23 protein-coding genes are annotated in these 22,699 nt (G+C 54.3%); 14 read left to right on the top strand and 9 right to left on the bottom strand.

Annotated elements, in window-relative coordinates; genetic code table 11:
* Window positions 1-269: 269 nt before the first annotated feature.
* The 5 genes from DBR37_RS14540 to DBR37_RS14520 all read left to right on the top strand — a co-directional run bounded on the left by DBR37_RS14540 (window position 270) and on the right by DBR37_RS14520 (window position 4,564).
* Entirely contained in the window at window positions 270-926 is a 657-nt protein-coding gene (locus DBR37_RS14540; RefSeq protein WP_124575196.1) for a site-2 protease family protein, read from the top strand.
* 30 nt (window positions 927-956) lie between these two features.
* A complete protein-coding gene (locus DBR37_RS14535; RefSeq protein ID WP_370454266.1) occupies window positions 957-1,535 on the top strand; it encodes a class I SAM-dependent methyltransferase in 579 nt (192 codons plus the stop codon).
* 86 nt (window positions 1,536-1,621) lie between these two features.
* The gene (gene dapA / locus DBR37_RS14530) at window positions 1,622-2,500 is read left to right on the top strand and encodes a 4-hydroxy-tetrahydrodipicolinate synthase (RefSeq protein ID WP_124575195.1); all 879 of its coding nucleotides are present in this window, start codon (window positions 1,622-1,624) and stop codon (window positions 2,498-2,500) included.
* 127 nt (window positions 2,501-2,627) lie between these two features.
* Entirely contained in the window at window positions 2,628-3,752 is a 1,125-nt protein-coding gene (gene bamC / locus DBR37_RS14525; RefSeq protein WP_233588390.1) for an outer membrane protein assembly factor BamC, read from the top strand.
* Window positions 3,753-3,784: 32 nt separating this feature from the next.
* Window positions 3,785-4,564, top strand: coding sequence for an MBL fold metallo-hydrolase (locus DBR37_RS14520; protein ID WP_124575194.1), 780 nt, complete (start codon window positions 3,785-3,787; stop codon window positions 4,562-4,564).
* Window positions 4,565-4,657: 93 nt separating this feature from the next.
* On the opposite strand, the gene DBR37_RS17435 is transcribed toward DBR37_RS14520, so the two are convergent.
* Window positions 4,658-4,891 (bottom strand): hypothetical protein, encoded by a 234-nt coding sequence (locus DBR37_RS17435; RefSeq protein ID WP_124575193.1) that lies wholly within the window; start codon window positions 4,889-4,891, stop codon window positions 4,658-4,660.
* 230 nt (window positions 4,892-5,121) lie between these two features.
* Window positions 5,122-6,243 (bottom strand): cupin domain-containing protein, encoded by a 1,122-nt coding sequence (locus DBR37_RS14510; protein ID WP_124575192.1) that lies wholly within the window; start codon window positions 6,241-6,243, stop codon window positions 5,122-5,124.
* 104 nt (window positions 6,244-6,347) lie between these two features.
* On the opposite strand from DBR37_RS14510, the gene DBR37_RS14505 reads away from it, so the two are divergent.
* Window positions 6,348-6,893: a peptidylprolyl isomerase gene (locus DBR37_RS14505; protein ID WP_124575191.1), complete on the top strand. Its 546-nt coding sequence runs from the start codon at window positions 6,348-6,350 to the stop codon at window positions 6,891-6,893.
* A 92-nt stretch (window positions 6,894-6,985) separates the two neighbouring features.
* Here the strand turns inward: DBR37_RS14505 and DBR37_RS14500 are convergent, their stop codons facing one another.
* The 5 genes from DBR37_RS14500 to DBR37_RS14480 all read right to left on the bottom strand — a co-directional run bounded on the left by DBR37_RS14500 (window position 6,986) and on the right by DBR37_RS14480 (window position 14,095).
* Window positions 6,986-7,930, bottom strand: coding sequence for a hypothetical protein (locus tag DBR37_RS14500; protein ID WP_124575190.1), 945 nt, complete (start codon window positions 7,928-7,930; stop codon window positions 6,986-6,988).
* Between the two features lie 8 nt (window positions 7,931-7,938).
* Complete coding sequence (gene mutS / locus DBR37_RS14495) at window positions 7,939-10,584, bottom strand: DNA mismatch repair protein MutS (protein WP_124575189.1); 2,646 nt, start codon at window positions 10,582-10,584, stop codon at window positions 7,939-7,941.
* A gap of 156 nt (window positions 10,585-10,740) precedes the next feature.
* The gene (locus DBR37_RS14490) at window positions 10,741-11,427 is read right to left on the bottom strand and encodes a fumarylacetoacetate hydrolase family protein (protein WP_124575188.1); all 687 of its coding nucleotides are present in this window, start codon (window positions 11,425-11,427) and stop codon (window positions 10,741-10,743) included.
* A 256-nt stretch (window positions 11,428-11,683) separates the two neighbouring features.
* Window positions 11,684-13,030 (bottom strand): DEAD/DEAH box helicase, encoded by a 1,347-nt coding sequence (locus DBR37_RS14485; RefSeq protein ID WP_124575187.1) that lies wholly within the window; start codon window positions 13,028-13,030, stop codon window positions 11,684-11,686.
* A 270-nt stretch (window positions 13,031-13,300) separates the two neighbouring features.
* The gene (locus DBR37_RS14480; protein WP_124575186.1) at window positions 13,301-14,095 is read right to left on the bottom strand and encodes an inositol monophosphatase family protein; all 795 of its coding nucleotides are present in this window, start codon (window positions 14,093-14,095) and stop codon (window positions 13,301-13,303) included.
* Between the two features lie 131 nt (window positions 14,096-14,226).
* Between DBR37_RS14480 and DBR37_RS14475 the strand changes: the two genes are divergently transcribed.
* Entirely contained in the window at window positions 14,227-15,000 is a 774-nt protein-coding gene (locus tag DBR37_RS14475; RefSeq protein WP_124575185.1) for an RNA methyltransferase, read from the top strand.
* A gap of 10 nt (window positions 15,001-15,010) precedes the next feature.
* On the opposite strand, the gene lexA is transcribed toward DBR37_RS14475, so the two are convergent.
* Complete coding sequence (lexA, locus tag DBR37_RS14470; RefSeq protein WP_124575184.1) at window positions 15,011-15,670, bottom strand: transcriptional repressor LexA; 660 nt, start codon at window positions 15,668-15,670, stop codon at window positions 15,011-15,013.
* 271 nt (window positions 15,671-15,941) lie between these two features.
* Between lexA and rpsF the strand changes: the two genes are divergently transcribed.
* The 7 genes from rpsF to DBR37_RS14435 all read left to right on the top strand — a co-directional run bounded on the left by rpsF (window position 15,942) and on the right by DBR37_RS14435 (window position 20,784).
* On the top strand, window positions 15,942-16,310 hold the full coding sequence (rpsF, locus tag DBR37_RS14465; RefSeq protein ID WP_012079158.1) for a 30S ribosomal protein S6: 369 nt from the start codon (window positions 15,942-15,944) through the stop codon (window positions 16,308-16,310).
* A 27-nt stretch (window positions 16,311-16,337) separates the two neighbouring features.
* On the top strand, window positions 16,338-16,631 hold the full coding sequence (gene priB / locus DBR37_RS14460) for a primosomal replication protein N (RefSeq protein WP_124575183.1): 294 nt from the start codon (window positions 16,338-16,340) through the stop codon (window positions 16,629-16,631).
* Between the two features lie 15 nt (window positions 16,632-16,646).
* Window positions 16,647-16,931: a 30S ribosomal protein S18 gene (gene rpsR / locus DBR37_RS14455; RefSeq protein ID WP_012079160.1), complete on the top strand. Its 285-nt coding sequence runs from the start codon at window positions 16,647-16,649 to the stop codon at window positions 16,929-16,931.
* 26 nt (window positions 16,932-16,957) lie between these two features.
* Window positions 16,958-17,410 (top strand): 50S ribosomal protein L9, encoded by a 453-nt coding sequence (rplI, locus tag DBR37_RS14450; protein ID WP_124575182.1) that lies wholly within the window; start codon window positions 16,958-16,960, stop codon window positions 17,408-17,410.
* A gap of 112 nt (window positions 17,411-17,522) precedes the next feature.
* Entirely contained in the window at window positions 17,523-18,908 is a 1,386-nt protein-coding gene (locus tag DBR37_RS14445; RefSeq protein ID WP_124575181.1) for a replicative DNA helicase, read from the top strand.
* A gap of 119 nt (window positions 18,909-19,027) precedes the next feature.
* A complete protein-coding gene (locus DBR37_RS14440) occupies window positions 19,028-19,654 on the top strand; it encodes a DUF47 domain-containing protein (RefSeq protein ID WP_124575180.1) in 627 nt (208 codons plus the stop codon).
* A 122-nt stretch (window positions 19,655-19,776) separates the two neighbouring features.
* Window positions 19,777-20,784 carry an inorganic phosphate transporter gene (locus DBR37_RS14435; RefSeq protein WP_124575179.1) on the top strand — a complete coding sequence of 336 codons (1,008 nt, stop codon included), beginning with the start codon at window positions 19,777-19,779 and terminating at the stop codon, window positions 20,782-20,784.
* A gap of 67 nt (window positions 20,785-20,851) precedes the next feature.
* On the opposite strand, the gene DBR37_RS14430 is transcribed toward DBR37_RS14435, so the two are convergent.
* Window positions 20,852-22,519, bottom strand: a complete 1,668-nt coding sequence (locus DBR37_RS14430; protein ID WP_199739127.1) for a PhoH family protein — start codon at window positions 22,517-22,519, stop codon at window positions 20,852-20,854.
* Window positions 22,520-22,699: the final 180 nt, after the last annotated feature.

Below are 22,699 nucleotides of genomic sequence, written 5' to 3'. Positions count from 1 at the left end.
ACCAATATCCGCGCGTGCGAACGCGGCTATTTGGGAGGTAGTGCAAGGCGTGTCGCGCCGCCAAGGGTGGCCCCCTTGGCAAGCGGCGCAACGCAGCAATACGCCCAAATAGCCCGTTCCCTTCGGGTTCTAACCTTTCCCATCGCGCTTGTCGGCTCTGGCCGGTAAGCGCGTCTTGTATGCCGCCATGTCTGTGCTGAGGGGGTATATATCCGATTGCTTACGCCGTTGTCACAAACGACGGCATCCCCTCTGATAAAATTCTGCCGATGAACGATCTTATTCAAACCTTTTCCGTTTATGCATTGCCTATCGTGTTTGCGATTACCTTGCATGAAGCTGCGCATGCGTATGCTGCCAAATACTTCGGCGACACTACTGCTTATGCACAAGGGCGCATGAGCCTGAACCCGATCAAGCACATCGATCCTATCGGTACCTTGCTGATTCCTATCGTGCTGTATTTCGCAGGTAGCCCGTTTCTGTTCGGTTACGCGAAGCCGGTGCCGGTCAATTTCGGTAATTTGCGCAATCCCAAGAAGCAGATGGCTTTTGTCGCGCTGGCCGGCCCGGCTGCGAATCTGGTGATGGCCCTGATGTGGATGTTGCTGGCAGTCTTCCTGCACGCTTTCGGTTCTACCGAAGAATTCCTCATGCGCATGGCGCAGGCCGGGATCCTGACCAACCTGGTGATTTTTGCGTTTAACCTGTTTCCGATTCCACCTCTGGACGGCGGGCGCATCATGACCAGTCTGCTGCCGAATAAATATGCGTACAAGTTTGCGCAGCTGGAGCCATATGGCTTCTTTATCGTGCTGGCGCTGGTCTTTTTGAAGGTGCTGCATTTCTGGATGGTGCCGGTCATGACGATAGCCGAGACCGGTTTGTTGCTATTGATTTCTCCCCTTACTTTTTTACTGAACTGAGTTTGCGTGTCACAACAACCGATGATGCAGATGCCAGGCACTAACGCACATAATGCAATGGACCGGGCTTCAGCCTGGGTCACACGCTTTGCACCGCTGATTCCGGCTGGTGAGGTGATGGATCTGGCTTGCGGAGCAGGGCGCCATAGCCGTTTGCTGGCGCAGCATGGACATGCGGTACTGGCAGTCGACCGGAATGCAGAAGCGCTGGCGTTGGCCGCGGGTCCCGGTATCCAGACCATGCAAGTTGATCTGGAAACCGATGATCCGGCCGCAACCTGGCCGTTTGCCGCAGCCAGGTTTGCCGGCATCGTTGTCACCAACTACCTGCATCGCCCGCTCTGGGGCAGCATGGTGGCCAGCCTGGCGGACCATGGCGTGCTGATCTACGAAACCTTCGCGCTGGGAAATGAGCAGTTTGGCAAGCCGTCCAACCCGGATTTCCTGCTGGCGCACGGGGAATTGCTGGAGGTTGCGCGGCAGTACGGGCTGCAAGTGGTGGCTTATGAGGACGGTTATGTCGATGAGCCGAAACCAGCCATGGTGCAAAGAATTTGCCTGATTAAGGCCGATAAAGGCCCGAAAGCCACCAATCTGCGCTTAAATTGAGCTTCTATTCTTTGCAAGAGCACACCACATAAGCAGGCGATCCGCTACAATCTAATATTCTCCAATTTTTTCGCTCACACACTACTATGATTCAGGGCAGCTTAGTCGCAATCGTTACTCCCATGCACGCCGACGGTACACTCGATATACCAGGCTTGCGTAAATTGATTGATTGGCACATCGCAGAAGGTACGGACGGCATCGTGATCGTCGGTACTACCGGTGAATCGCCGACAGTCTCAGTTGAAGAACATTGCGAGCTGATCCGCGTCGCGGTAGAGCACACCGCCAAGCGCGTCCCTGTCATTGCCGGTACCGGCGGTAACTCGACCTCTGAAGCGATCGAGCTGACCCAGTTCGCCAAGGATGTGGGCGCAGATGCGTCGTTGCAGGTTGTTCCTTACTACAACCGTCCGACCCAGGAAGGCATGTACCAGCACTTCAAAAAAATCGCTGAAGCGGTTGATTTGCCTGTGATCCTGTACAACGTCCCTGGTCGTACCGTAGCCGACATGTCGAACGACACTATCGTGCGTCTGTCGAAAGTACCAGGCATCATCGGCGTCAAGGATGCAACCGGCAACATCGGTCGCGGCACTGAATTGCTGCGCCAGGTAGGTAAAGATTTCGCGGTGTATTCAGGTGACGATGCAACCGCAATGGCGCTGATGTTCTGCGGTGCCAAAGGCAATATCTCTGTCACAGCCAACGTCGCCCCACGTGCAATGCATCAGTTGTGTGATGCGGCAGTGAACCAGCGCGTCGCTGAAGCGGTCGAAATCAACAACAAAATGATTCCATTGCACAACAAGCTGTTCATCGAACCAAATCCGGTTCCTGTGAAATGGGCAATGGTTGAGATGGGATTGATTTCGTCGGGCATGCGTTTGCCTATCGTGCCGCTGGCTGCAGAGTTTCACGAAACTGTGCGTGCCGCGCTGCGTGAATCGGGTGTATTACAATAAGCCCGCTCAATCAGCCTTGATTTGACGTTCGCAGCCGAAGTTGCCAGCTGAACTAGCTTTTTAAGTATTCAACATAATTACTCGGAAGATTTCTTACATGGCTCAAAGTAGCTTCGCAAAACGTGGAATGATTTACTTGCTCGCGCTCACTGGTGGTCTGGCTGGATGCAGTTCCATCAATTCGATCCTCGAGCCAGGACGCATCGACTACAAAAGCGAGGTGAAAAAGACGCCTACGCTGGAAATTCCTCCTGATCTGACCCAGTTGCAACGTGAAAACCGTTACGCCTTGCCGGATACAAACCGTGGTACTGCCACGGCTTCTTCGTATAACGCGCAACAGACCACACGTCCGGCGGAACAGGCTGCTACTGTTGCACCCAAGGCTTTCAACGATATTCGCGTAGAGCGCGATGGTTCGCAGCGCTGGCTGGTGGTCAATCAGGCGCCTGAAGTCTTGTGGCCGAAGGTTAAGGATTTCTGGCAAGACAACGGCTTCCTGATCAACCTGGAAGCACCACAATCCGGCGTGATGGAAACCGATTGGGCAGAAAACCGCGCCAAAATCCCGCAAGATTTTATCCGCTCGACTCTGGGCAAAGTATTCGATTCGCTGTACTCGACCGGTGAGCGCGACAAGTTCCGTACCCGTCTGGAACGCGGCACCAGCGGCACGACCGAGATTTACATCAGCCACCGCGGCGCCGAAGAAGTGCTGACCGGCACCGACAAGGAAACCACCGTGTGGACCGCGCGTGCTTCGGATCCTGATCTGGAAGCGGAATTCCTGTCGCGCCTGATGGTTGCGCTGGGTGCTGAAGATACCCGTGCCAAAGCAGCTGTTGCCAACGTCGTGGCGCAATCTTCGCGCGCCAAACTAATCAAGGCGCCTAGCGGCAATTACGTACAGGTCGATGAAAGCTTTGAACGTGCATGGCGTCGTGTTGGCCTGGCGCTGGATCGCGTCGGCTTCACTGTCGAAGATCGTGATCGCAGTCAGGGTCTGTACTTCGTGCGTTACGTAGATCAGGGCGATGATGCGAAAAACACCGAGAAAAAAGGTTTCTTCGCGAATCTGTTCACCTTTGGTTCTTCCAAGGCAGACAAGGATAAAGCCGCAGCGCGCTATCGCGTCGCCATCAAGAGCTCCGGCGATACCAGCCAGATCACTGTGCTGAACAGCGACGGCAAGCTGGAATCGTCGAAAACAGGCGAACGTATCCTGAGTCTGTTGAACGAGCAACTGAAGTAATTTGTGGTAATGCCCGCTGACGAGGCCTGCGCATGAAATTTGCCAGCCTCGGCAGTGGCAGTGAAGGAAACGCTTTACTCATTTCTACCCAATCCGGCAGCACGCGTACTACGCTGATGCTGGATTGCGGCTTCGGCATCAAGGAAACCGAAAGACGTCTGGCCAGATTGCAGATGCTCCCGACGGATCTCTCCGGCATTATCGTTACCCACGAACATCAGGATCATGTAGGCGGCGTATTCAAGTTCGCCCGTCGTCACAAGTTGCCGGTCTGGCTGACCTATGGCACATATCAGGCGGTACAGGATAAGTGTGACGGCGTGCAACTGCACTTCTGTCGTGACAGTGAGCGCTTTGCGATAGGTGACCTGGAGCTGTCGCCCTATACCGTGCCGCACGATGCCCGTGAACCGGTGCAATACGTTGCCAGAGACGGCGCACGCAGCCTGGGAGTGCTGACTGATGCCGGGCATGGTACGGCGCATATGATAGCCGCGCTGGACGGTTGTGATGCCTTGATGCTGGAGTGCAATCACGATCGCGACATGCTCATCAATTCCACTTATCCACCGTCACTCAAGCAGCGTATAGGCGGCGAGTACGGCCATCTGTCGAATCATGCGGCGGGGGAGATACTGGCAGCGCTGGACAAGTCACGGCTGCAAAGGATAGTGGGTGCCCATCTCAGCCTGAAAAACAATACGCCGGAGCTGGCGCGGGCAGCCTTGACCGGAGTGTTGGCCGATCAGGCCGAGGTCATGATTGCATGCCAGGAAGAGGGCTTCGGCTGGGTCGAGGTCGCGCATCCGTGATGCCGTGAGCTGAGCAGCGCGATGCGAACGTATGCTGCGGACATAAAAAAAGCCGACCCGAGGGTCGGCTTTTTCATCCAGAAACTGGATTAATTACTTAGCTGCTGGTGCTTCAGCTGGAGCTGCTGCAGGAGCTGCTGGAGCTTCAGTTGCTGGAGCAGCTGGAGCTTCTGCTGCTGGAGCAGCTGCTGGTGCTGCTGGAGCTTCTGCTGCTGGAGCAGCTGCTGGAGCTTCAGTTGCTGCTGGTGCTGCTGGAGCTTCTTCTTTTTTGCTGCAAGCGGTCAAAGCGATAGCCAACAGGGATGCGATCAGCAAGGATTTTGTCATGATTATCTTTCAATAACTAGGTTGATATTAATTGCGATGAATAATTACCGGTAATTATCGCTCTATAGGGTGCTTCGTAGTATTTCGAACCATAATGTTGCGGTGCGATGAAACGAAACCTTCCTAACCGGTAATTATAGCGCTTCTTTTTGTTCGTGACACAACACTTTTACATTTTGGTAAGTACTAGTTTGTAACAAAATATGTATGAATTGTGTCGTGATTTGTCATCATCCCAGCAGTAACCAGCCGTCTTTATACCAGGTATGGCAGGCGTCAAGAACATCGTCTGAAGACGTAGTGATAAGCGTTCCACTCAGGTGTCTGGCATTCGCCAACTGCTTCAAAACAGCCAAATCCTCATCTCCGACTTCGAACGAAGTGCCATTAATGAAGACGTAATTGCTGCGATGCAGCATCAGGCTTTTAAGAGAAAGCTTAACGCCTCTTTTCTTTGCATTTTGCAGGAAACGGGCACGGGTCAGGTTTTCTTCCGGCGCGTCGAAATAGATTTGCGCCTTGGGTTCGGACAAATATTCGCCGACGAAGAGTGCGATGTCTTCCTGCGTAAAGCGGACTTTGTTCAATTCTGCCGCGATACGTGACAGCATGGCGCTGCTGATTTCGGCAGGATGTTTGGCTGGTTTCAGATCCGGATCGGCATAGCGGCCAGGCAGGTCGATGGTATCTATCATCGATTCCAGGAAGGCTTCGCCCAGCTCCTGATACGACGGTGCACGGAAACCGATGGAGTAGGTCATGCATTCGTCCATCGCCACGCCTTCGTGCGCATACTGCGGCGGCAGGTAAAGCATATCGCCCGGAGCGAGTATGAACTCTTCTTCCGGCTGGAAGTTCTTGAGGATCTTCAAAGGCATGCCATCGACCAGTGTGAGGTCGGTTTGCGCACCTATGCGCCAGCGGCGGTGGCCATGTGCCTGCAACAGGAACACGTCGTAGGAGTCGAAATGCGCGCCCACGCCGCCGGTTTCGGTGGCGTAGCTGATCATCAGGTCATCCAGTCGCGCATCCGGGATAAAGCTGAATTCGCGCATCAGTGCATCGACCGCTTCGTCATGCAAATTGACGCCTTGTACCAGTAAGGTCCAGTCTTTTTGCGTCAATGACGGCATTTCTTCAAACGGGCCGTTGTCCATATTCCATACACGTTTGACATGTGTAATCAGGCGTGACTCAACGTCTTCGCTCTGCACCAGCTCGAATAGTTCGTCGCGTGTCAGCAGGGGCTGGAAATCTGGAATGGCCTGGCGGATCAATAATGGCTTTTTATGCCAGTAGTCGCGGAGGAATTCTGCGGCGGTAATCCCGCCTAATAAGGTCAATTTTTTCATGGCGCCATTATATAGGCTGCTGTATTTGCCCGGAGTGCAGAGTTGGCGTGTCACGGAATAAGTGCGCGAGTATAATTGCGGCCATATTTAATGAAAGGATCATCATGAAGATTGCCAAAAATACGGTCGTGACCGTGGAATACAAATTGTCAGACGCGCAAGGCGATTTGATTGAAGAAGGCCGTGAGCCTATGGTGTACCTGCACGGCGGCTATGAAAATACCCTGCCTAAGATCGAAGAAGCGCTGGAAGGCAAGGAAGCCGGCTTTGAAGATACGATCCAGGTTGAACCTGAAGATGCTTTCGGTGAATACGATGCCAACCTGGTTAAGATCGAACCACGTAACCGTTTGCCGGAGCCGCTGGAAGTAGGCATGCAGTTCGAAGGTTCGCCGGAAACCGAAGATGAAGATGAGCAGCCGCTGATCTTTACCGTGACCGATATTGCCGACGATAAAGTTGTGCTGGATGGCAATCACCCATTGGCGGGCATGGCACTGCGCTTCACACTGAAAGTAACTGAAGTACGTGCTGCGACTGAAGAAGAAATTGCCCATGAGCATGTGCATGGTGCACATGGTCACCACCACGGCGACGAAGATGATGAAGGCGAAGCGGGCGATCATTTCCGCAGCCATCCTATTCACTGATAGTTGATTCTGCGTCCCTGAACAAAAGGGAACTTGCATAAAAAAACGGATGCCTGGGCATCCGTTTTTTATTGGGTGCGCATGATCGTGGCCTAATGACGTGCAGCTTGTACCGTGATCGGATTGATGAGTGTGAACACATCGCCAGATGCAGGATTGACATGGATCTTGCGCCATGGCGGTTCTATCCGCAGTGCACCTATATTGCCGCGCCAGCTGATGCCTTTCGGCGATGCGCTAGCACGCGTGTTGTAATCACTATGCACGATCAGAATCTTGCCATGGAATTTTTCGCCGAATGCCAGTATCTGGCGTCGGAGATCAGCGAAGCCTTCTCGTTTGCCGGATGAGAACATCGATGAGTGTTCGGCCTGCAGCAAGGGATTGCCGTCACAAAAAATGACAACGCCATCGACTTTGCTGATTTTTGCCGTGATGAACAGTCGTTTCAGCCAGTCGCTATTGGCGGTCTGGCGGTCTTCGAATTCGGTATTGTGACCTGCGGCATTCTGGTAATTATTGTTATTCGCCGGGACATTGATGGTGGCGAACATCACGTCGCCGATACGCCAGCGCATATTCTCGGCATAGCTGCGGAATTGCGGCATGGTCGACTGCCGTACCAAGGGGATCTTGCTGTCGCCGAGTGAAAGATCTCCGCTGAATAGCAAGTCACGCAAGCGATTCATGCGGTCCGTTGCGATCAAACGATTTTTGGTGTTGACGCAGCGTGTCCAGTCATTGCCGCTGACTGCGACGACTACGCCGTTCTTGGCACTATCGAGTAAGGTCTTGCGGCTGCGGTAGAGATTGTCGCTACACGGTTCTTCTGCTGCCTTGATGCCGCTGGCAACCACGAAGGCGAGGTTGTCGGCATCGCTCTCGGTAATCGCTTCACGCAACACGATTTCGCTATCGCTGGCTTTGATCGGTTTCGCAATCACGCCAAAGCTGAATGGTGCCGTGTCGTTCGCCTGCGCCCATACCGGATGTACGAGTGCAATGCTAAGCAGCAATTGTGTAGCAGCGAGTTTCATGCAGTCATTTACTGATTGCTCAGTTCCTTCAGTCGATACAGTGCATCCAATGCTTCACGCGGCGACAAGGCATCCGGATTGAGGGCAGCGATCGCTTCATCCAGCACCGAAGGTGCTTGTGGTTCGGACGCGCTGTCTATTGTCCCTGCAGTACTGCCGCCACCGGAAAATAAATCAAATTGCGGTGTCGCCTGCATCGAATTCGCTTCCAGCGAAGCCAGATGTTTGCGTGCAGCCCGGATTACTTGCTGTGGCACACCTGCCAGCTGCGCTACTTGCAAACCGTAACTTTGCGACGCAGGTCCGGCTTGTACTGCATGTAAGAACACAATACTGTCTTTATGTTCCACTGCCGATAAGTGAACGTTAGCCGCAGTCGGGTGGACTTCAGGCAACTGTGTCAGTTCGAAATAGTGGGTGGCGAAGAGTGTGAAACTCCTGGTGTTATCGATCAGGTGTTTGGCGATCGCCCAGGCCAGCGCCAGCCCGTCAAAGGTCGAAGTGCCGCGTCCGACTTCATCCATCAACACCAGTGAATTCTCTGTCGCACCATTCAGGATCGCTGCCGACTCGGTCATTTCAACCATGAAGGTGGAGCGTCCGCCTGCCAGGTCATCGGCCGCACCGATACGGGTAAAGATACGGTCTATAGGGCCGATCACGGCACTTGTCGCGGGCACGAAGCTGCCGACGTAGGCGAGCAGGGTGATCAGTGCCACCTGGCGCATATAGGTCGATTTACCGCCCATGTTCGGGCCGGTAATCAGCAGCAACTTGCATTCGCTGGAGAGCAGGCAATCGTTGGCGATGAAGCGCTCTATATGATTTTCAACGACAGGGTGACGGCCTTGTTCTATCGTGATGGTCGGCTCGCTGACCAGTTGCGGTGCGCACCAGGTATGGCGCAATGCATGTTCGGTCAGGGCGACCAGGGTATCCAGTTGTGCCAGTGCATGCGCGATATTTTGCAGCGTGGCAATGTGCTGCGTCATTTGCAGTAAGACCTGTTCGTACAAATACTTTTCACGTGCCAATGCACGTTCCTGTGCCGACAGCGCCTTGTCTTCAAATGCCTTCAGTTCAGGCGTGATGTAACGCTCGGCATTTTTTAATGTCTGGCGACGGCGGTAGTCGTCCGGCACCTTATCTGTCTGGCCATGCGTGACTTCGATATAGAAGCCATGCACCTTGTTGTACTCAACGCGCAGGTTGTTGATGCCGGTACGTGCACGCTCGCGTGTTTCCAGGTCGATCAGGAATTGACCTGCGTTTTCCGACAGGCCGCGTAGTTCATCCAGTTCTGCATCAAAGCCGCGAGCGATGACGCCGCCATCGCGCACCATCGCTGCAGGCTCCATTGCGATTGCGCGCTCGACCAGATCCAGGCAGTCGCTGGGTGTTGCGAGTGCCTCGTGTATGGTCTTCAGCAATGGTGCATCGGCATTGCACAGCGATACATAAGCGCGCAACGACGGCAGTTGCTGCAAGCCGCCGCGCATACCCGCCAGGTCGCGTGGGCGTGCTGACATCAGCGCGATGCGTGTGGTGATGCGTTCGACATCCGGCACCGAGGCCAGCGTAGAGGCGAGGCCACTGCAGGCATCGGCATGCATTAGCGCATTGATGGCGGTATGACGTGCGATCGCCACACTTTGATCGCGCCGTGCGTGATGCAGCCAGTGACGCAACAGGCGTGAGCCCATCGCCGTGCGGCAGTGATCGAGCAAGGAAAACAGGGTCGCGGCATTCGCATCCTGTCCACGTATGGTTTCCGTCAGCTCCAGATTGCGACGTGTCGCGGCGTCGAGCCCGATGAATTCATTTTCGGTTTCTACCGTCAGCATGCGCACATGCTGCAAGCCTTTGCCCTGTGTGGATTGTGCATAGCGCAGCAAGGCACCGGCTGCGCCGATGGCCGCGCTCAGGTTTTCTGCACCGAAGCCGGTCAGTGTGCCTACATTCAGTTGTTCGTACAAAGCCTTGGTGCCGTGTGCGATATCGAAGTGCCAGTCGGGTACGGTCGTGTTCTTGGCAAATGGGTATTCGTTGAACAGGTCATTGACCGCGCCCGAGATCAGAATTTCTGCAGGCGCAATACGTTCCAGTTCATGCTTCAGACGCGTGTCTGCATTCTGCGCATCGGTCGCAAACTCCATTAGCTTCAATGCGCCACTGGCCATCGACAACCAGGCCAGTCCTATAGTGGTGGTCTTGCGTTGCGTGGTGCTGTACAGCGCGAGCAAAGGCTGCTCCGATTTCTCCGGCAGCAAGTCGGAGTCGGTCAGGGTACCCGGTGTAATCACGCGCAAGACTTTGCGCTCGACCGGGCCTTTGCTGGTTGCCGGATCGCCTATCTGTTCGCAGATGGCGATCGATTCACCCAGCTTCACCAGCTTGGATAAGTATTGATCGACTGCATGGAAGGGCACGCCTGCCATTTTGATCGGGTTGCCGTTTGACGCGCCACGTTGGGTCAGCGTGATGCCGAGCAGGCGCGAGGCTTTTTCCGCATCGTCGAAAAACAGTTCATAGAAATCGCCCATGCGGTAAAACACCAGCGTGGTCGGGTACTCGGCCTTGATGCGCAAGTATTGCTGCATCATCGGAGTATGTTTTTCGCTGACCTCTGGTGTCTGAGGCTTGATGGTTTTCATATGCTTGTTGTCATGTAAATGCGGTGTGCTGAGGGCGGGGCAAACAGCTGATCATTGTACGAGAATGCCTTGCTGCGCATGAGCTATATCGCGGCTCTCTTTGATACATTCAGAGATTTCGGCGGCTCACATATCTGCAAGCCGCTTGTCACCTGGTCAGGCGTAAGTGACGACCAGTTCTTCCAGTCCGTCCACATGTCCGACTAACTGATTGCCACGTTGTACCGGGCCGACACCAGCCGGTGTGCCCGACATGATCAGGTCGCCCGGGCGGAGCGTGATCATGTTCGACAGGTAGGCGATGGTTTCCGGCACGTTCCAGATCAGGTCGGCCAGATCACCTTTTTGTTTCAGTTCACCATTGATTTTGAGCCAGACTGCGCCTTTGTCCGGATGACCTATTTGTGTGACTGGTGTGATGCCGGTGCAGGGGGCCGAGTTGTCGAAGGCTTTACCCATTTCCCACGGACGCCCCATTTTTTTGGCGATGCCCTGGATGTCGCGGCGTGTCATGTCCAGTCCTACGCCGTAACCGAATACGTGATCCAGCGCCTGTTCGACCGGAATATTCGCACCGCCGCGTCCGATAGCCACGATCATTTCGATTTCGTGGTGCAAGTCCTGCGTCAGTGTCGGATAGGTAATGGTGGCATGGTTGGCTGCGATAGCATCAGCAGGCTTCATGAAGAAAAATGGCGGTTCGCGATCCGGATCGTGGCCCATTTCACGGGCGTGTTCTGCATAGTTGCGACCGACGCAGTAAATGCGGCCGACCGGAAACGGTTTATCGCTTCCAGTCACGGGTAAGGTCGTGACAGGCGGAAAATCAATTGCGTAATCCATCGTATGGTTCCTGACGGTAAAAATGAATATGGGATTGCTTGCAGGGCTTCCGTGTAACGAAGGCGGTATTCACCTAGGAGGGGAAAAGGGGCGATGCGCAAGAGCAATCATCATAAATTTTAAAGTCGCCAAAATCAACTGTGCGGTGGCAATCAGATGCAGCGGAGACAGGCGTGGAGCCAGATGTATGGAAGAAAAGCAGGGCATGAACTGATACCGACACCGCTAAGGGGCGGGCCGGTATCAGCTTAGCGGTTTAGCGTCCGCGCCCGCCTGAGCGGTGCGGTGCGGATGGACGTGCGTTCGAATTGCCGCCGAAGCCGCCACGTGACGGTCCGTTCGGTTTTGGTGCCGGTGCCTTGCCGGATTTAGCCGGTGCATTGCGGCCCTGGCCTTGCGGGCGACGACCAGGCGCATCGTTGCTGCGACGCTGGATAGGTTGCGGCTTGGCGTTCAGATCCGGTTCAAAGCCTGGAATAACTTCGGACGGCAGTTTGCGTTTGATCAGCTTCTCGATGTCTTTCAACATTTCCAGTTCATCGACGCAAACCAGCGATACGGCTTCACCGGTGGCACCAGCACGACCGGTACGACCAATACGGTGGACATAATCTTCCGGTACGTTCGGCAAGTCATAGTTGACCACATGCGGCAATTGATCGATGTCGATACCACGCGCAGCGATGTCGGTCGCAACCAGCACTTGCAGGCTGCCGTCCTTGAATTCGCTGAGGGCGCGGGTACGTGCAGACTGGCTCTTGTTGCCGTGGATGGCCATGCCGCTAATGCCGTCTTTTTCCAGTTGCTCAACCAGTTTGTTGGCGCCGTGCTTGGTACGGGTAAAGACCAGTACTTGCGACCAGTTATTGCTCTTGATCAGATGCGCCAGCATAGGGTGCTTCTTGTCGCGATCCACCGGATGGATTTTTTGTTCGATGATTTCCACAGTCGAATTGCGACGTGCCACTTCGATGGTCGCGGGCGAATTCAGCAAGCCGTCTGCCAGTGCCTTGATCTCGTTCGAGAAGGTCGCGGAGAACAACAGGTTTTGACGATTCTTCGGCAGGGCGGCGAGGACACGGCGTATGTCTTTGATGAAGCCCATGTCCAGCATGCGATCTGCCTCATCCAGCACCAGGATCTGGATGTGGTTCAGGTTAACCGTGCCTTGTTGCATATGGTCGAGCAGGCGGCCTGGTGTCGCAACCAGGATATCGACGCCATGCTTGAGCATTTTGATTTGCGGATTGATGCCGACGCCGCCGAAGATCACGGCGGAATTCAGATTCAGGTATTTGCCGTAAGTGCGTACGCTTTCTTCGACTTGCGCCGCCAGTTCGCGGGTGGGCGTTAACACCAGTGCGCGGATAGGGCGTTGTGCGGTAGTGGATGCATGCGGCGTGCCGCTGGTTGCCAGACGATGCAAAATCGGCAGCGTGAAGCCTGCAGTTTTGCCGGTACCGGTTTGTGCACCGGCCAGCAAGTCGCCGCCTGCCAGAACAGCGGGAATCGCCTGTGCCTGGATCGGGGTAGGGTTGGTATAACCGCTTTCAGTAACGGCGCGAACAATTCCTTCGGCTAAGCCGAGGTCAGAAAAAGACATGAATACTCAATAGAAAATTATCGGCCTGTCGCCGCAGTGGGCGCCAGTCGCAGGCAAACGGGGATTAGGGTGCGGAAGTCGCAGGACAGCGGCAAGGTGACTGGTGGTATGCCGTGTGCCGCGAGTATAGCAGTAGTGGCCTTGAAACCGGGGATTACTTGCCGCTGCGTTGTTTACATCTGAATGCAGCAAAGGAAACGCGGAAAGAAAAAAGGGAAGTATATGCTGCGCAATCCGCCAGCGATACTTCCCTTGTCAGTGCAGAGCTGCTTACTTGGCGTATGGGCTCAGCAACGAAACCATTTGCGCAAATACTTTAGGCGTACCGGCGATGACATCGCCTTTGTACAGGTAGTCGGATTCACCATCGAAGGTGCCCATGATGCCGCCGGATTCAGTGATCAGCAAGGAGCCTGCTGCCATGTCCCATGGTTGCAAACCTTTTTCAAAGAAGCCATCGAGACGACCGCAAGCGACATAGGCCAGGTCCAGCGCAGCTGAACCAGGGCGACGCAGGCCAGCGCAGCTTTGCGTCATGATCTTGAACATCTTCATGTATTCATCAATGTTATCGCCGGCGCGGTACGGGAAGCCGGTGCCGATCAGCGCGTCAGCAATCTTGTCACGTTTGGTGACGCGGATACGCTTTTCATTCAGATAAGCGCCTGCGCCTTTGGTCGCGGTGAACAAGTCATTGCGGGTCGGATCGTAGACGACAGCTTGGGTGATCTGGCCGCGTTGTTGCAGGGCGATCGATACGCAGTACTGCGGGAAGCCGTGGATGAAGTTGGTGGTGCCGTCGAGTGGATCGATGATCCAGACGTTGTCGTTTTCGTCGTGCAGATTAGCCGATGCGCCGGATTCCTCGGCAAGGATGGCGTGGTCGGGGTAAGCGGATTTCAGAACTTCTATGATCGCCTGCTCAGCGGCCTGATCTACTTCAGTGACAAAGTCGTTCGGCTTTTTTTCGGTGACCTTGATACGGTCCAGATCGAAGGACGCGCGATTGATGATGGCAGCGCCGCGGCGAGCAGCTTTGACCGCCGTATTAAGCATGGGATGCATAGAGTTTCCGTTAAAATGGCGATCCTTACGCCGCAGGGCGAGCAGAACCACCTAAATTGAAATTAATGAGCGATGCGGTATAGAGTTGCCATTTCTGACATGATTCCTACCGCGCAATGCCGCTATTTTAAATGATGCAGCCACAATCCGACACGCCTCTTTTCAATCGACTTCGTTTTATCCTGGTGGAAACCAGCCGTCCCGGCAACATCGGGGCCACCGCGCGTGCCATCAAAAACATGGGTTTTACCGAGCTGGTATTGGTCAATCCACGCTTTCCGGACGCTGCTTTACAGGAAGAGGCAGTGGCATTTGCCAGTGGTGCACAGGACATCCTGCAGTCAGCCCGCATCGTCGGTTCGATCGAGGAGGCGCTGATTGATTGCAACTTTGCAGCAGCGGTGACGGCACGCTTGCGCGAATTCTCGCCACCGGTGATTTCGCCGCGAGCATTGGCGACACGACTGGTTGAAGAGAGCAATTTGCATGCAGCAGTGGTGTTTGGCAATGAGCGTTTCGGCTTGCCGAATGAAATCGTGGAAAAGTGCAATGTGTTGATCAATATTCCGGCGAATCCGGACTATTCATCTCTGAATCTGGCCCAGGCGGTGCAGGTATTGGCTTATGAAGCGCGTATGGCGGCGGTAGGGGAGACGCGTGCCGTGACTGAAATCGGCTTCCAGGGAGAGGCTGCGAGCATGGCGCAGATCGACGGCATGTATGCCCATCTGGAGCAGGCGCTGGTAGCGATCGACTTCCTTGATGCAAATAATCCGAAGAAGCTGATGCCCCGTCTGAAGCGCCTGTTTTCCCGTACCCAGCTAGAGACAGAAGAGGTCAATATCCTGCGTGGCATCGCCAGGCAGATATTGGCGCAGAAGAATAAAGGTGGAGATAAAAACTGAGGCGCTTGCCTCAGTTCCAGGTACGCATCAGGCCAACCGCCAGGCCTTCCAGTGCAAACTCGTCGTGCGTCAGGTCGACGCGTATCGGTTCGAAGTCCGGGTTCTCCGGCAACAATTCAATCAATGAGCCGGATTTCTTGTAACGCTTGACGGTGACTTCTTCACCCAGGCGTGCAACCACGATCTGACCATTTTTCGCGGTATCGATTTTCTTGACCGCCAACAGGTCGCCGTCGAGGATGCCGGCGTCGCGCATGGACATACCGCGTACTTTCAGCAGGAAGTCGGGTTTGGCCGAGAACAGGGAACGATCCACATCGTAGGTGGCTTCTATATGTTCTTGTGCCAGGATAGGGGAGCCGGCAGCAACGCGGCCGACCAGCGGCAGGCTGAGTTGCATCAGTGCCGGGTGTGGCAAGGCCATCTGGCGAGCGGAGGAGCGATCATCGCCGTGGCCCATGTCGCGCAGGCGGATGCCGCGCGAGGTGCCAGGCGAGATTTCAATCGCGCCTTTGCGCGCCAGGGCTTGCAAATGTTCTTCTGCCGCATTGGCCGAGCGGAAGCCGAGTTCTGTTGCAATTTCGGCACGGGTCGGCGGGAAGCCGGTATTTTCGATCGCATCGCGTATCAAATTCAGGATTTGTTCCTGGCGTGCTGTCAGTTTGATCATTGCGTAGGCCCGTTTTGTTGAGGGCGCAGATGCGACGCCCGTAAACTGTTTGTATGAACAGTCTGTATTTTTATACAGTGCATGCCTGAATGCAAGCTGATTTGTGTGCTTTCGGTGCAAATTTGCGACGTATTCATGCGGGATTGCGGCGATAAACCCGTGTAAGCATTGAGTTTTCCTGTATCTGCGCGTATGATTGCGGGTTTTCCTCTTCCCACACTCGTCTTGACGCCGAGGTGGGCGATTTTCAATCCGACCAAAAGGAGCTTACATGCGTCATTATGAAATCGTATTTATCGTTCATCCGGATCAAAGCGAGCAAGTGCCTGCAATGATCGAGCGCTACAAAGGTATCGTCACCGCACGCGGCGGCGTTATTCACCGTGTCGAAGACTGGGGCCGTCGTCAAATGGCGTACATGATCCAGAAATTGGCAAAAGCGCACTACGTCTGCCTGAACATCGAATGTGACGGCGAAACGCTGGCTGAAATCGAAACCGGCTTCAAATTCAACGATGCCGTTCTGCGTCATCTGACAGTGAAAATGAAGAAGGCTGAAACCGCACCATCGCCAATGATGAAGGCTGTGCAGAAGGAAGATGCTGCCAAGAGCCATCGCGCCGAGGCACCTGCTGCCTAATAGCCCTTTGACGTTACCAGACGGAGAGTGAATCAGCTTCAATTTATTGCGACCATCGCCGAGCGTGAAATTTTGCGCTACACACCGGCAGGTGTCCCGATAGTGTCAGCAGTTTTGCTGCACAGTTCGCAACAGATAGAAGCAGGTATCCCACGATTGGTTGAGTTTGAAATGACTGCAATAGCTGCAGGTGAAATTTCAGGTCGATTCAATCAAGCCGAATTAGGCGGGACATATCAGTTCACTGGATTTCTGGCGCGCAAGAGCCGTAACAGCAAAAGCCTTGTTTTCCATCTCACAGATTTCGAGAACCACATTTAGATACAGGAGCCCAAAATGGCATTCGGTAAAAAATTCGACAAGAACAAACTCAAAGAAAAACGCAAACAACAAAACCCATTGTTCAAGCGTAAAAAATTCTGCCGCTTCACCGCTGCACACGTAGAACAAGTTGATTACAAAGACGTAGACACCTTGAAAGACTTCGTTCAGGAAAACGGCAAAATCATGCCAGCACGCCTGACCGGTACCAAGGCTATCTATCAACGTCAGGTTGATACAGCAATCAAACGCGCACGTTACCTCGCGCTGTTGCCGTACACCGATCTGCACAACGCGTAATTAACGACTTGAAATAGGAGAAAAACATGCAAGTCATTCTGTTGGAAAAAGTCGTTAATCTCGGCAACCTCGGTGAAGTTGTAAAAGTCAAAGACGGTTACGCACGTAACTTCCTGATCCCACAACGTAAAGCACGTCGTGCTACCGCTGCTGCAGTCGCTGAATTCGAAGTCAAGCGCGCAGAACTGGAAAAAATCGCTGCAGAAAAACTGGCAGCTTCGCAAGCTCAAGGCGAGAAACTGACCGGTCAAACCGTTCAAATCACGCAAAAATCGGGTGTTGACGGCCGTTTGTTCGGTTCCGTTACCAACTCCGACATCGCTGAAGCATTGACGAAACAAGGCTTTGCAGTAGAAAAAGCGCAAGTTCGTCTGCCTACCGGCCCATTGAAAGTTGCTGGCGATCACGTTGTTGCAGTTGCTCTGCACACCGACGTAGTCGTTGATGTAACGATCACTGTAGTCGGCGATCACGCTTAAGTCGTCGCTAAGTACCTCGGGCACTCGTTGCCCATAAAAAAGCCGGGTTTTCCCGGCTTTTTTATTGCCCAATTTCTGAAAGGGTGGGCTCCTAACAGGTATAATTCGCGCCATGAACACCCGTGCCGATCCGCAATTAGAATCCCTACGCGTACCCCCGCATTCGATAGAAGCCGAGCAATCTGTCCTCGGCGGCCTGTTGCTGGACAATGCGGCATGGGATCGTATTGCCGATTTCGTCAATCAGGACGACTTCTATCGCTACGATCACCGGATCATCTTCCAGCACATCGTCAAGCTGATTAACAGCTCCAGACCGGCTGACGTCATCACCGTATTCGAAGCATTAACCAATAGCGGCAAAGCGGAGGAGGTCGGCGGCGTCGCCTACCTCAATGCCCTGGCGCAGAACACGCCATCCGCTGCCAATATCCGTCGCTATGCTGAAATCGTGCGTGACCGCGGTGTGTTGCGCAAACTGATTACTGTTGCTGACGATATCTCCGGCAATGCCTTCAATCCGCAAGGCAAGGAAGTCAAGCAGATGCTGGACGAAGCTGAATCCAAGATCTTTGCGATTGCGGAAGAGGGCGCCCGTGGCGCACAAGGCTTTCAGGAAATCCAGCCCTTGCTGACGCAGGTGGTGGAGCGTATTGACGAGTTGTATAACCGCGACGTTCAGAACGACATTACCGGCGTGCCGACAGGCTTCGCTGACCTTGACCGCATGACCTCCGGGCTGCAGCCGGGCGACCTGATTATCGTCGCCGGTCGTCCTTCGATGGGTAAGACGGCGTTCTCGATCAATATTGGTGAAACGGTGGCGATCGAAAGCGGGTTGCCGGTTGCTGTGTTCTCGATGGAGATGGGCGGCGCACAGCTGGCGATGCGTATGCTGGGTTCGGTCGGTCGTCTCGATCAACATCGTTTGCGTACCGGTCGCCTGGCCGATGAAGACTGGCCACGCCTGACGCACGCGATCCAGAAAATGAACGATGCGCAGTTGTACATCGATGAAACCCCGGCCTTGAACTCGATCGAGTTGCGCGCCCGTTCGCGTCGTCTGTCGCGTCAATGCGGCAAGCTGGGCCTGATCATCATCGATTACTTGCAACTGATGTCAGCCAACTCCGCCGGTGAAAACCGCGCTACCGAGATTTCCGAGATCTCGCGTAGCTTGAAAGGTCTGGCCAAAGAATTGAATTGCCCGGTGATTGCGCTCTCGCAGTTGAACCGTTCGCTGGAGCAACGTCCGAACAAACGTCCCGTCATGTCCGACTTGCGTGAATCCGGCGCTATTGAGCAGGATGCTGACGTGATCCTGTTTATTTATCGCGACGAGGTTTATAACCCCGATTCGCCGGATAAAGGTACTGCCGAAATCATTATTGGTAAGCAGCGTAACGGCCCGATTGGTGCGGTACGGCTGACCTTCCTCGGACAGTTCACCAAGTTTGAGAATTACACCGGTACCGCCGCCCTGTATCAAGGTGATTAATAGCTTAGTTGAGCAGGGTGTCAGTTTGCGGGATATCAGTTTGTTTTAGGAATTCTGGCCGGGATCTGTGTCCTGGTCATCGCAGTATTTCAACATTTTAATATTCAAAGAGAGTAATCATGTTTGGACGACTTCTGCCGAAAGAAGGTAAATTTTTCGACCTCTTCAATGAGCATGCCGAATTTTGCGTTAAGGGCGCGCGTGAAATGGTCGCATTGATGACCAATTTCGATGACCTGGAAATTCGTGTACATGCGATCGAAGGCATCGAGAAACAGGCAGACAAGGTGACACATGCGACGCTGGACGCCTTGCATAAAACCTTCATCACGCCGCTGGATCGTGATGACATCCATCAACTGATTACCCGCATGGATGACATCCTCGACTTGCTCGAAGATGCGGCACAAACGATCTCGCTCTACGACATCAAGGCCATCACACCGGAAGCCAAGCGTCTGGCCGAGCTGTGCCTGGCATGTACCGAAAAGGTCAAGGCTGCAGTCGGCCTGCTGCACAACATGGATAACTCGCGTGAAATCCTGACCATCTGCCAGGAAGTGGATCGCCTGGAATCGGATGCGGATCACGTCATGCGCGCAGCGATGTCCAAATTGTTCCGTGAAGAGCCGGACGTACGCAACCTGATCAAACTCAAAGCCATTTATGAATTGCTGGAAACCGTGACCGACCGTTGCGAAGACGTAGCAAATATCATCGAAGGCATTATTGTCGAGAACGCTTAAGTCCGGCGCAACCCGGCCCGCCTTGCGCAGGTGTCTGAACGTGCAAGGCTGTGCCATAAAGTTTCGCGGTTGCTGACGTATTTGTCCGCGACGTACGCAGAATCAACAAGAAATAAATATCCATGCAAACTCTTCACATGAGCTTTTATGTCCTGGCCTTTTTGATCATATTGGCTTTGGTCTTCGATTTCATGAATGGCTTTCATGACGCGGCAAATGCGATCGCGACGGTCGTTTCTACCGGCGTCCTGAAACCGCAGACCGCGGTCATGATGGCAGCCTTTTTCAACTTCATCGCGATTGGTGTATTCCACCTGAAAGTCGCATCGATGATAGGCAAGGGCACGATAGACCCTATCGTGATTGATCACTACGTCGTCTTTGGTGCGCTGGTCGGCGCCATTGTCTGGAACGTCGTGACCTGGTACTTCGGTTTGCCGTCGTCCTCGTCGCACGCCCTGATCGGCGGCCTGGTTGGTGCTGCGGTAGCTAAAGCCGGTACCGACGCACTCATCGCGTCCGGCCTGATCAAAATCATCGCCTTCATCGTCTTGTCGCCGTTGCTTGGCTTCCTCTTTGGTTCGCTGATGATGGTGCTGGTGTCATGGCTCTTTGTCAGATCGACGCCGCGCAATGTGGATCGCTGGTTCCGGCGCCTGCAGCTGGTGTCGGCAGCGATGTACAGCCTGGGTCACGGTGGTAATGATGCGCAAAAAACCATGGGCATCATCTGGATGCTGTTGATCGCCGCTGGTGCGACCACGGCTGAAGATCCGTTGCCATGGTGGGTAGTCATCAGCTGCTACAGCGCGATTAGCCTGGGCACCTTGTTTGGCGGCTGGCGTATCGTGAAAACCATGGGTCAGAAAATCACCAAGCTCAAACCAGTCGGCGGCTTCTGCGCTGAAACCGGTGGCGCGATTACCCTGTTCCTGGCGACTGCGCTGGGTGTGCCGGTTTCGACTACGCACACGATTACGGGTGCGATTGTTGGCGTCGGTGCTTCGCGCAAGATGTCGGCTGTGCGCTGGGGTGTAGCGGGTAACATCATCTGGGCCTGGATCTTCACCATTCCGGCTGCGGCGTTTATGGCTGCGATTGCATGGTGGTTGGGAACGATGATTTTGTAATCATGCTCGTTTAATAAAAAAGCCCGCTGATGCGGGCTTTTTTGTCAGTACCGAAGCAAGGTAATGCTTACAACACCTCACTGGCGTGATCCGCCAGACGGGAACGTTCGCCGCGTGCCAGGGTGACATGGCCACTATGACCCCAACCCTTGAAGCGATCGACCACATAGGTCAAACCGCTCGAACCTTCGGTCAGGTATGGCGTATCGATCTGAGCGATGTTACCGAGACAGATGATTTTGGTGCCCGGACCTGCACGGGTGACCAGGGTTTTCATTTGTTTCGGCGTCAGGTTTTGCGCTTCATCGATGATGAGGAATTTGTTGACGAAGGTACGGCCGCGCATGAAGTTGAGCGACTTGATTTTGATGCGTGAGCGGATCAGATCTTGCGTTGCTGCGCGACCCCATTCGCCTGCATCATTGTCGGACTTGTTCAGCACTTCCAGGTTGTCGTCGAATGCGCCCATCCATGGCGACATTTTCTCTTCCTCCGTGCCAGGCAGGAAGCCGATGTCTTCACCGACCGGCACCGTGACGCGAGTCACGATGATTTCGCTGTAGAGCTTGGTTTCCAGTACCTGCGCCAGGCCGGCAGCAAGTGCCAGCAAGGTTTTACCGGTACCGGCCTGACCCAGCAGGGTGACGAAGTCGCACTCAGGATCCATCAACAGGTTCAGGGCGAAGTTCTGCTCGCGGTTGCGCGCCGTGACGCCCCAGACGCTGTTCTTGGTGTGTGCATAGTCACGCAAGGTCTGGATGACTGCGGTCTTGCCATTGATTTGTCGCACCTGGCCGTAGAACGACGCTTCGCCGTTTTGCGGTTCCATGAAGACAAACTGATTGACCAGCATCGAAGGCACGACCGGGCCGCTCAGGCGGTAGAAGGTGTAGCCGGTACCGTGTTTGTTTTCCTGCCAGGATTCCATGCCTTTCGCATGCTTGATCCAGAAGTCGTCCGGCAATTGCATGATGCCGGAGTAGAGCAGGTCGGTATCTTCCAGTACGTGGTCGTTCAGGTACTCTTCTGCCGGCAGGCCCATGGCGCGTGCCTTGATGCGCATGTTGATATCTTTCGATACCAGCACGATGGCACGGCCCGGATACTGGGCTTCCAGTGCACGTACCACGCCGAGGATCTGGTTGTCGGCTTTGCCCATAGGCAGGCCTTCCGGCAGCGAGACGTTTTGCAGCTTGGTCTGGAAGAACAAACGACCTTTGGCATCCTTGTTGCCCAGTTTGGACAGCGGGATACCTTCGTCTATCGCGTTTTCTTCCACACCGCTAACCAGGGCGTCCAGCGAACGGGATACCTGGCGGGCGCTGCGTGCGACTTCGGACATCCCCTTCTTGTGATCGTCGAGTTCTTCCAGCGTCATCATCGGCAGATAGACGTCGTGTTCCTCGAAGCGGAACAGCGAAGTCGGATCATGCATCAGGACGTTGGTGTCGAGGACAAAGAGCTTGGTGACGCCGGATTTATCAGTTGGACGACGGGTGCCGGATTTTGGTGCCAGCGCGACGGTTTGTGCAGAGGATGCGGCGCGCGGTTTGGTAGCCGGGGCTTTGTCTGCGATTTTCGCGCGGACAGGCGTCGGGGCTGGGGCTGCTTCGGTTTTGCGTGCTACCGGTTCAATCAGAGTCAGCGATTTGACAATCTTGTCCTTATCCGCCTTCGGATAGTCTTGCGGTGACAGCAATGCGGCAGGCTTGGTCGGTAGTTTAGGCAGGGGCATCAGGACCTCGATCTAGAAAGTTTGAGAACATTTACAACGGGTACTAACGGTGATGCAGGCACAGAAAATCGTTGTAGGACAGAAAAAACAGCAAAAGAAAATGCCGACAGGATGAGGGTGTACAAATCAAAAAGTAAAAAAGCCGTTTGGGAAGGCTCATGGCCTAATCCGCAAACGGCT

The organism is Herminiimonas sp. KBW02, from assembly GCF_003852535.1.
GTDB lineage: Bacteria > Pseudomonadota > Gammaproteobacteria > Burkholderiales > Burkholderiaceae_D > Oxalicibacterium.
Note: the sequence above shows the minus strand (reverse complement) of the source record. Positions and strands in the feature narration are given on the sequence as shown.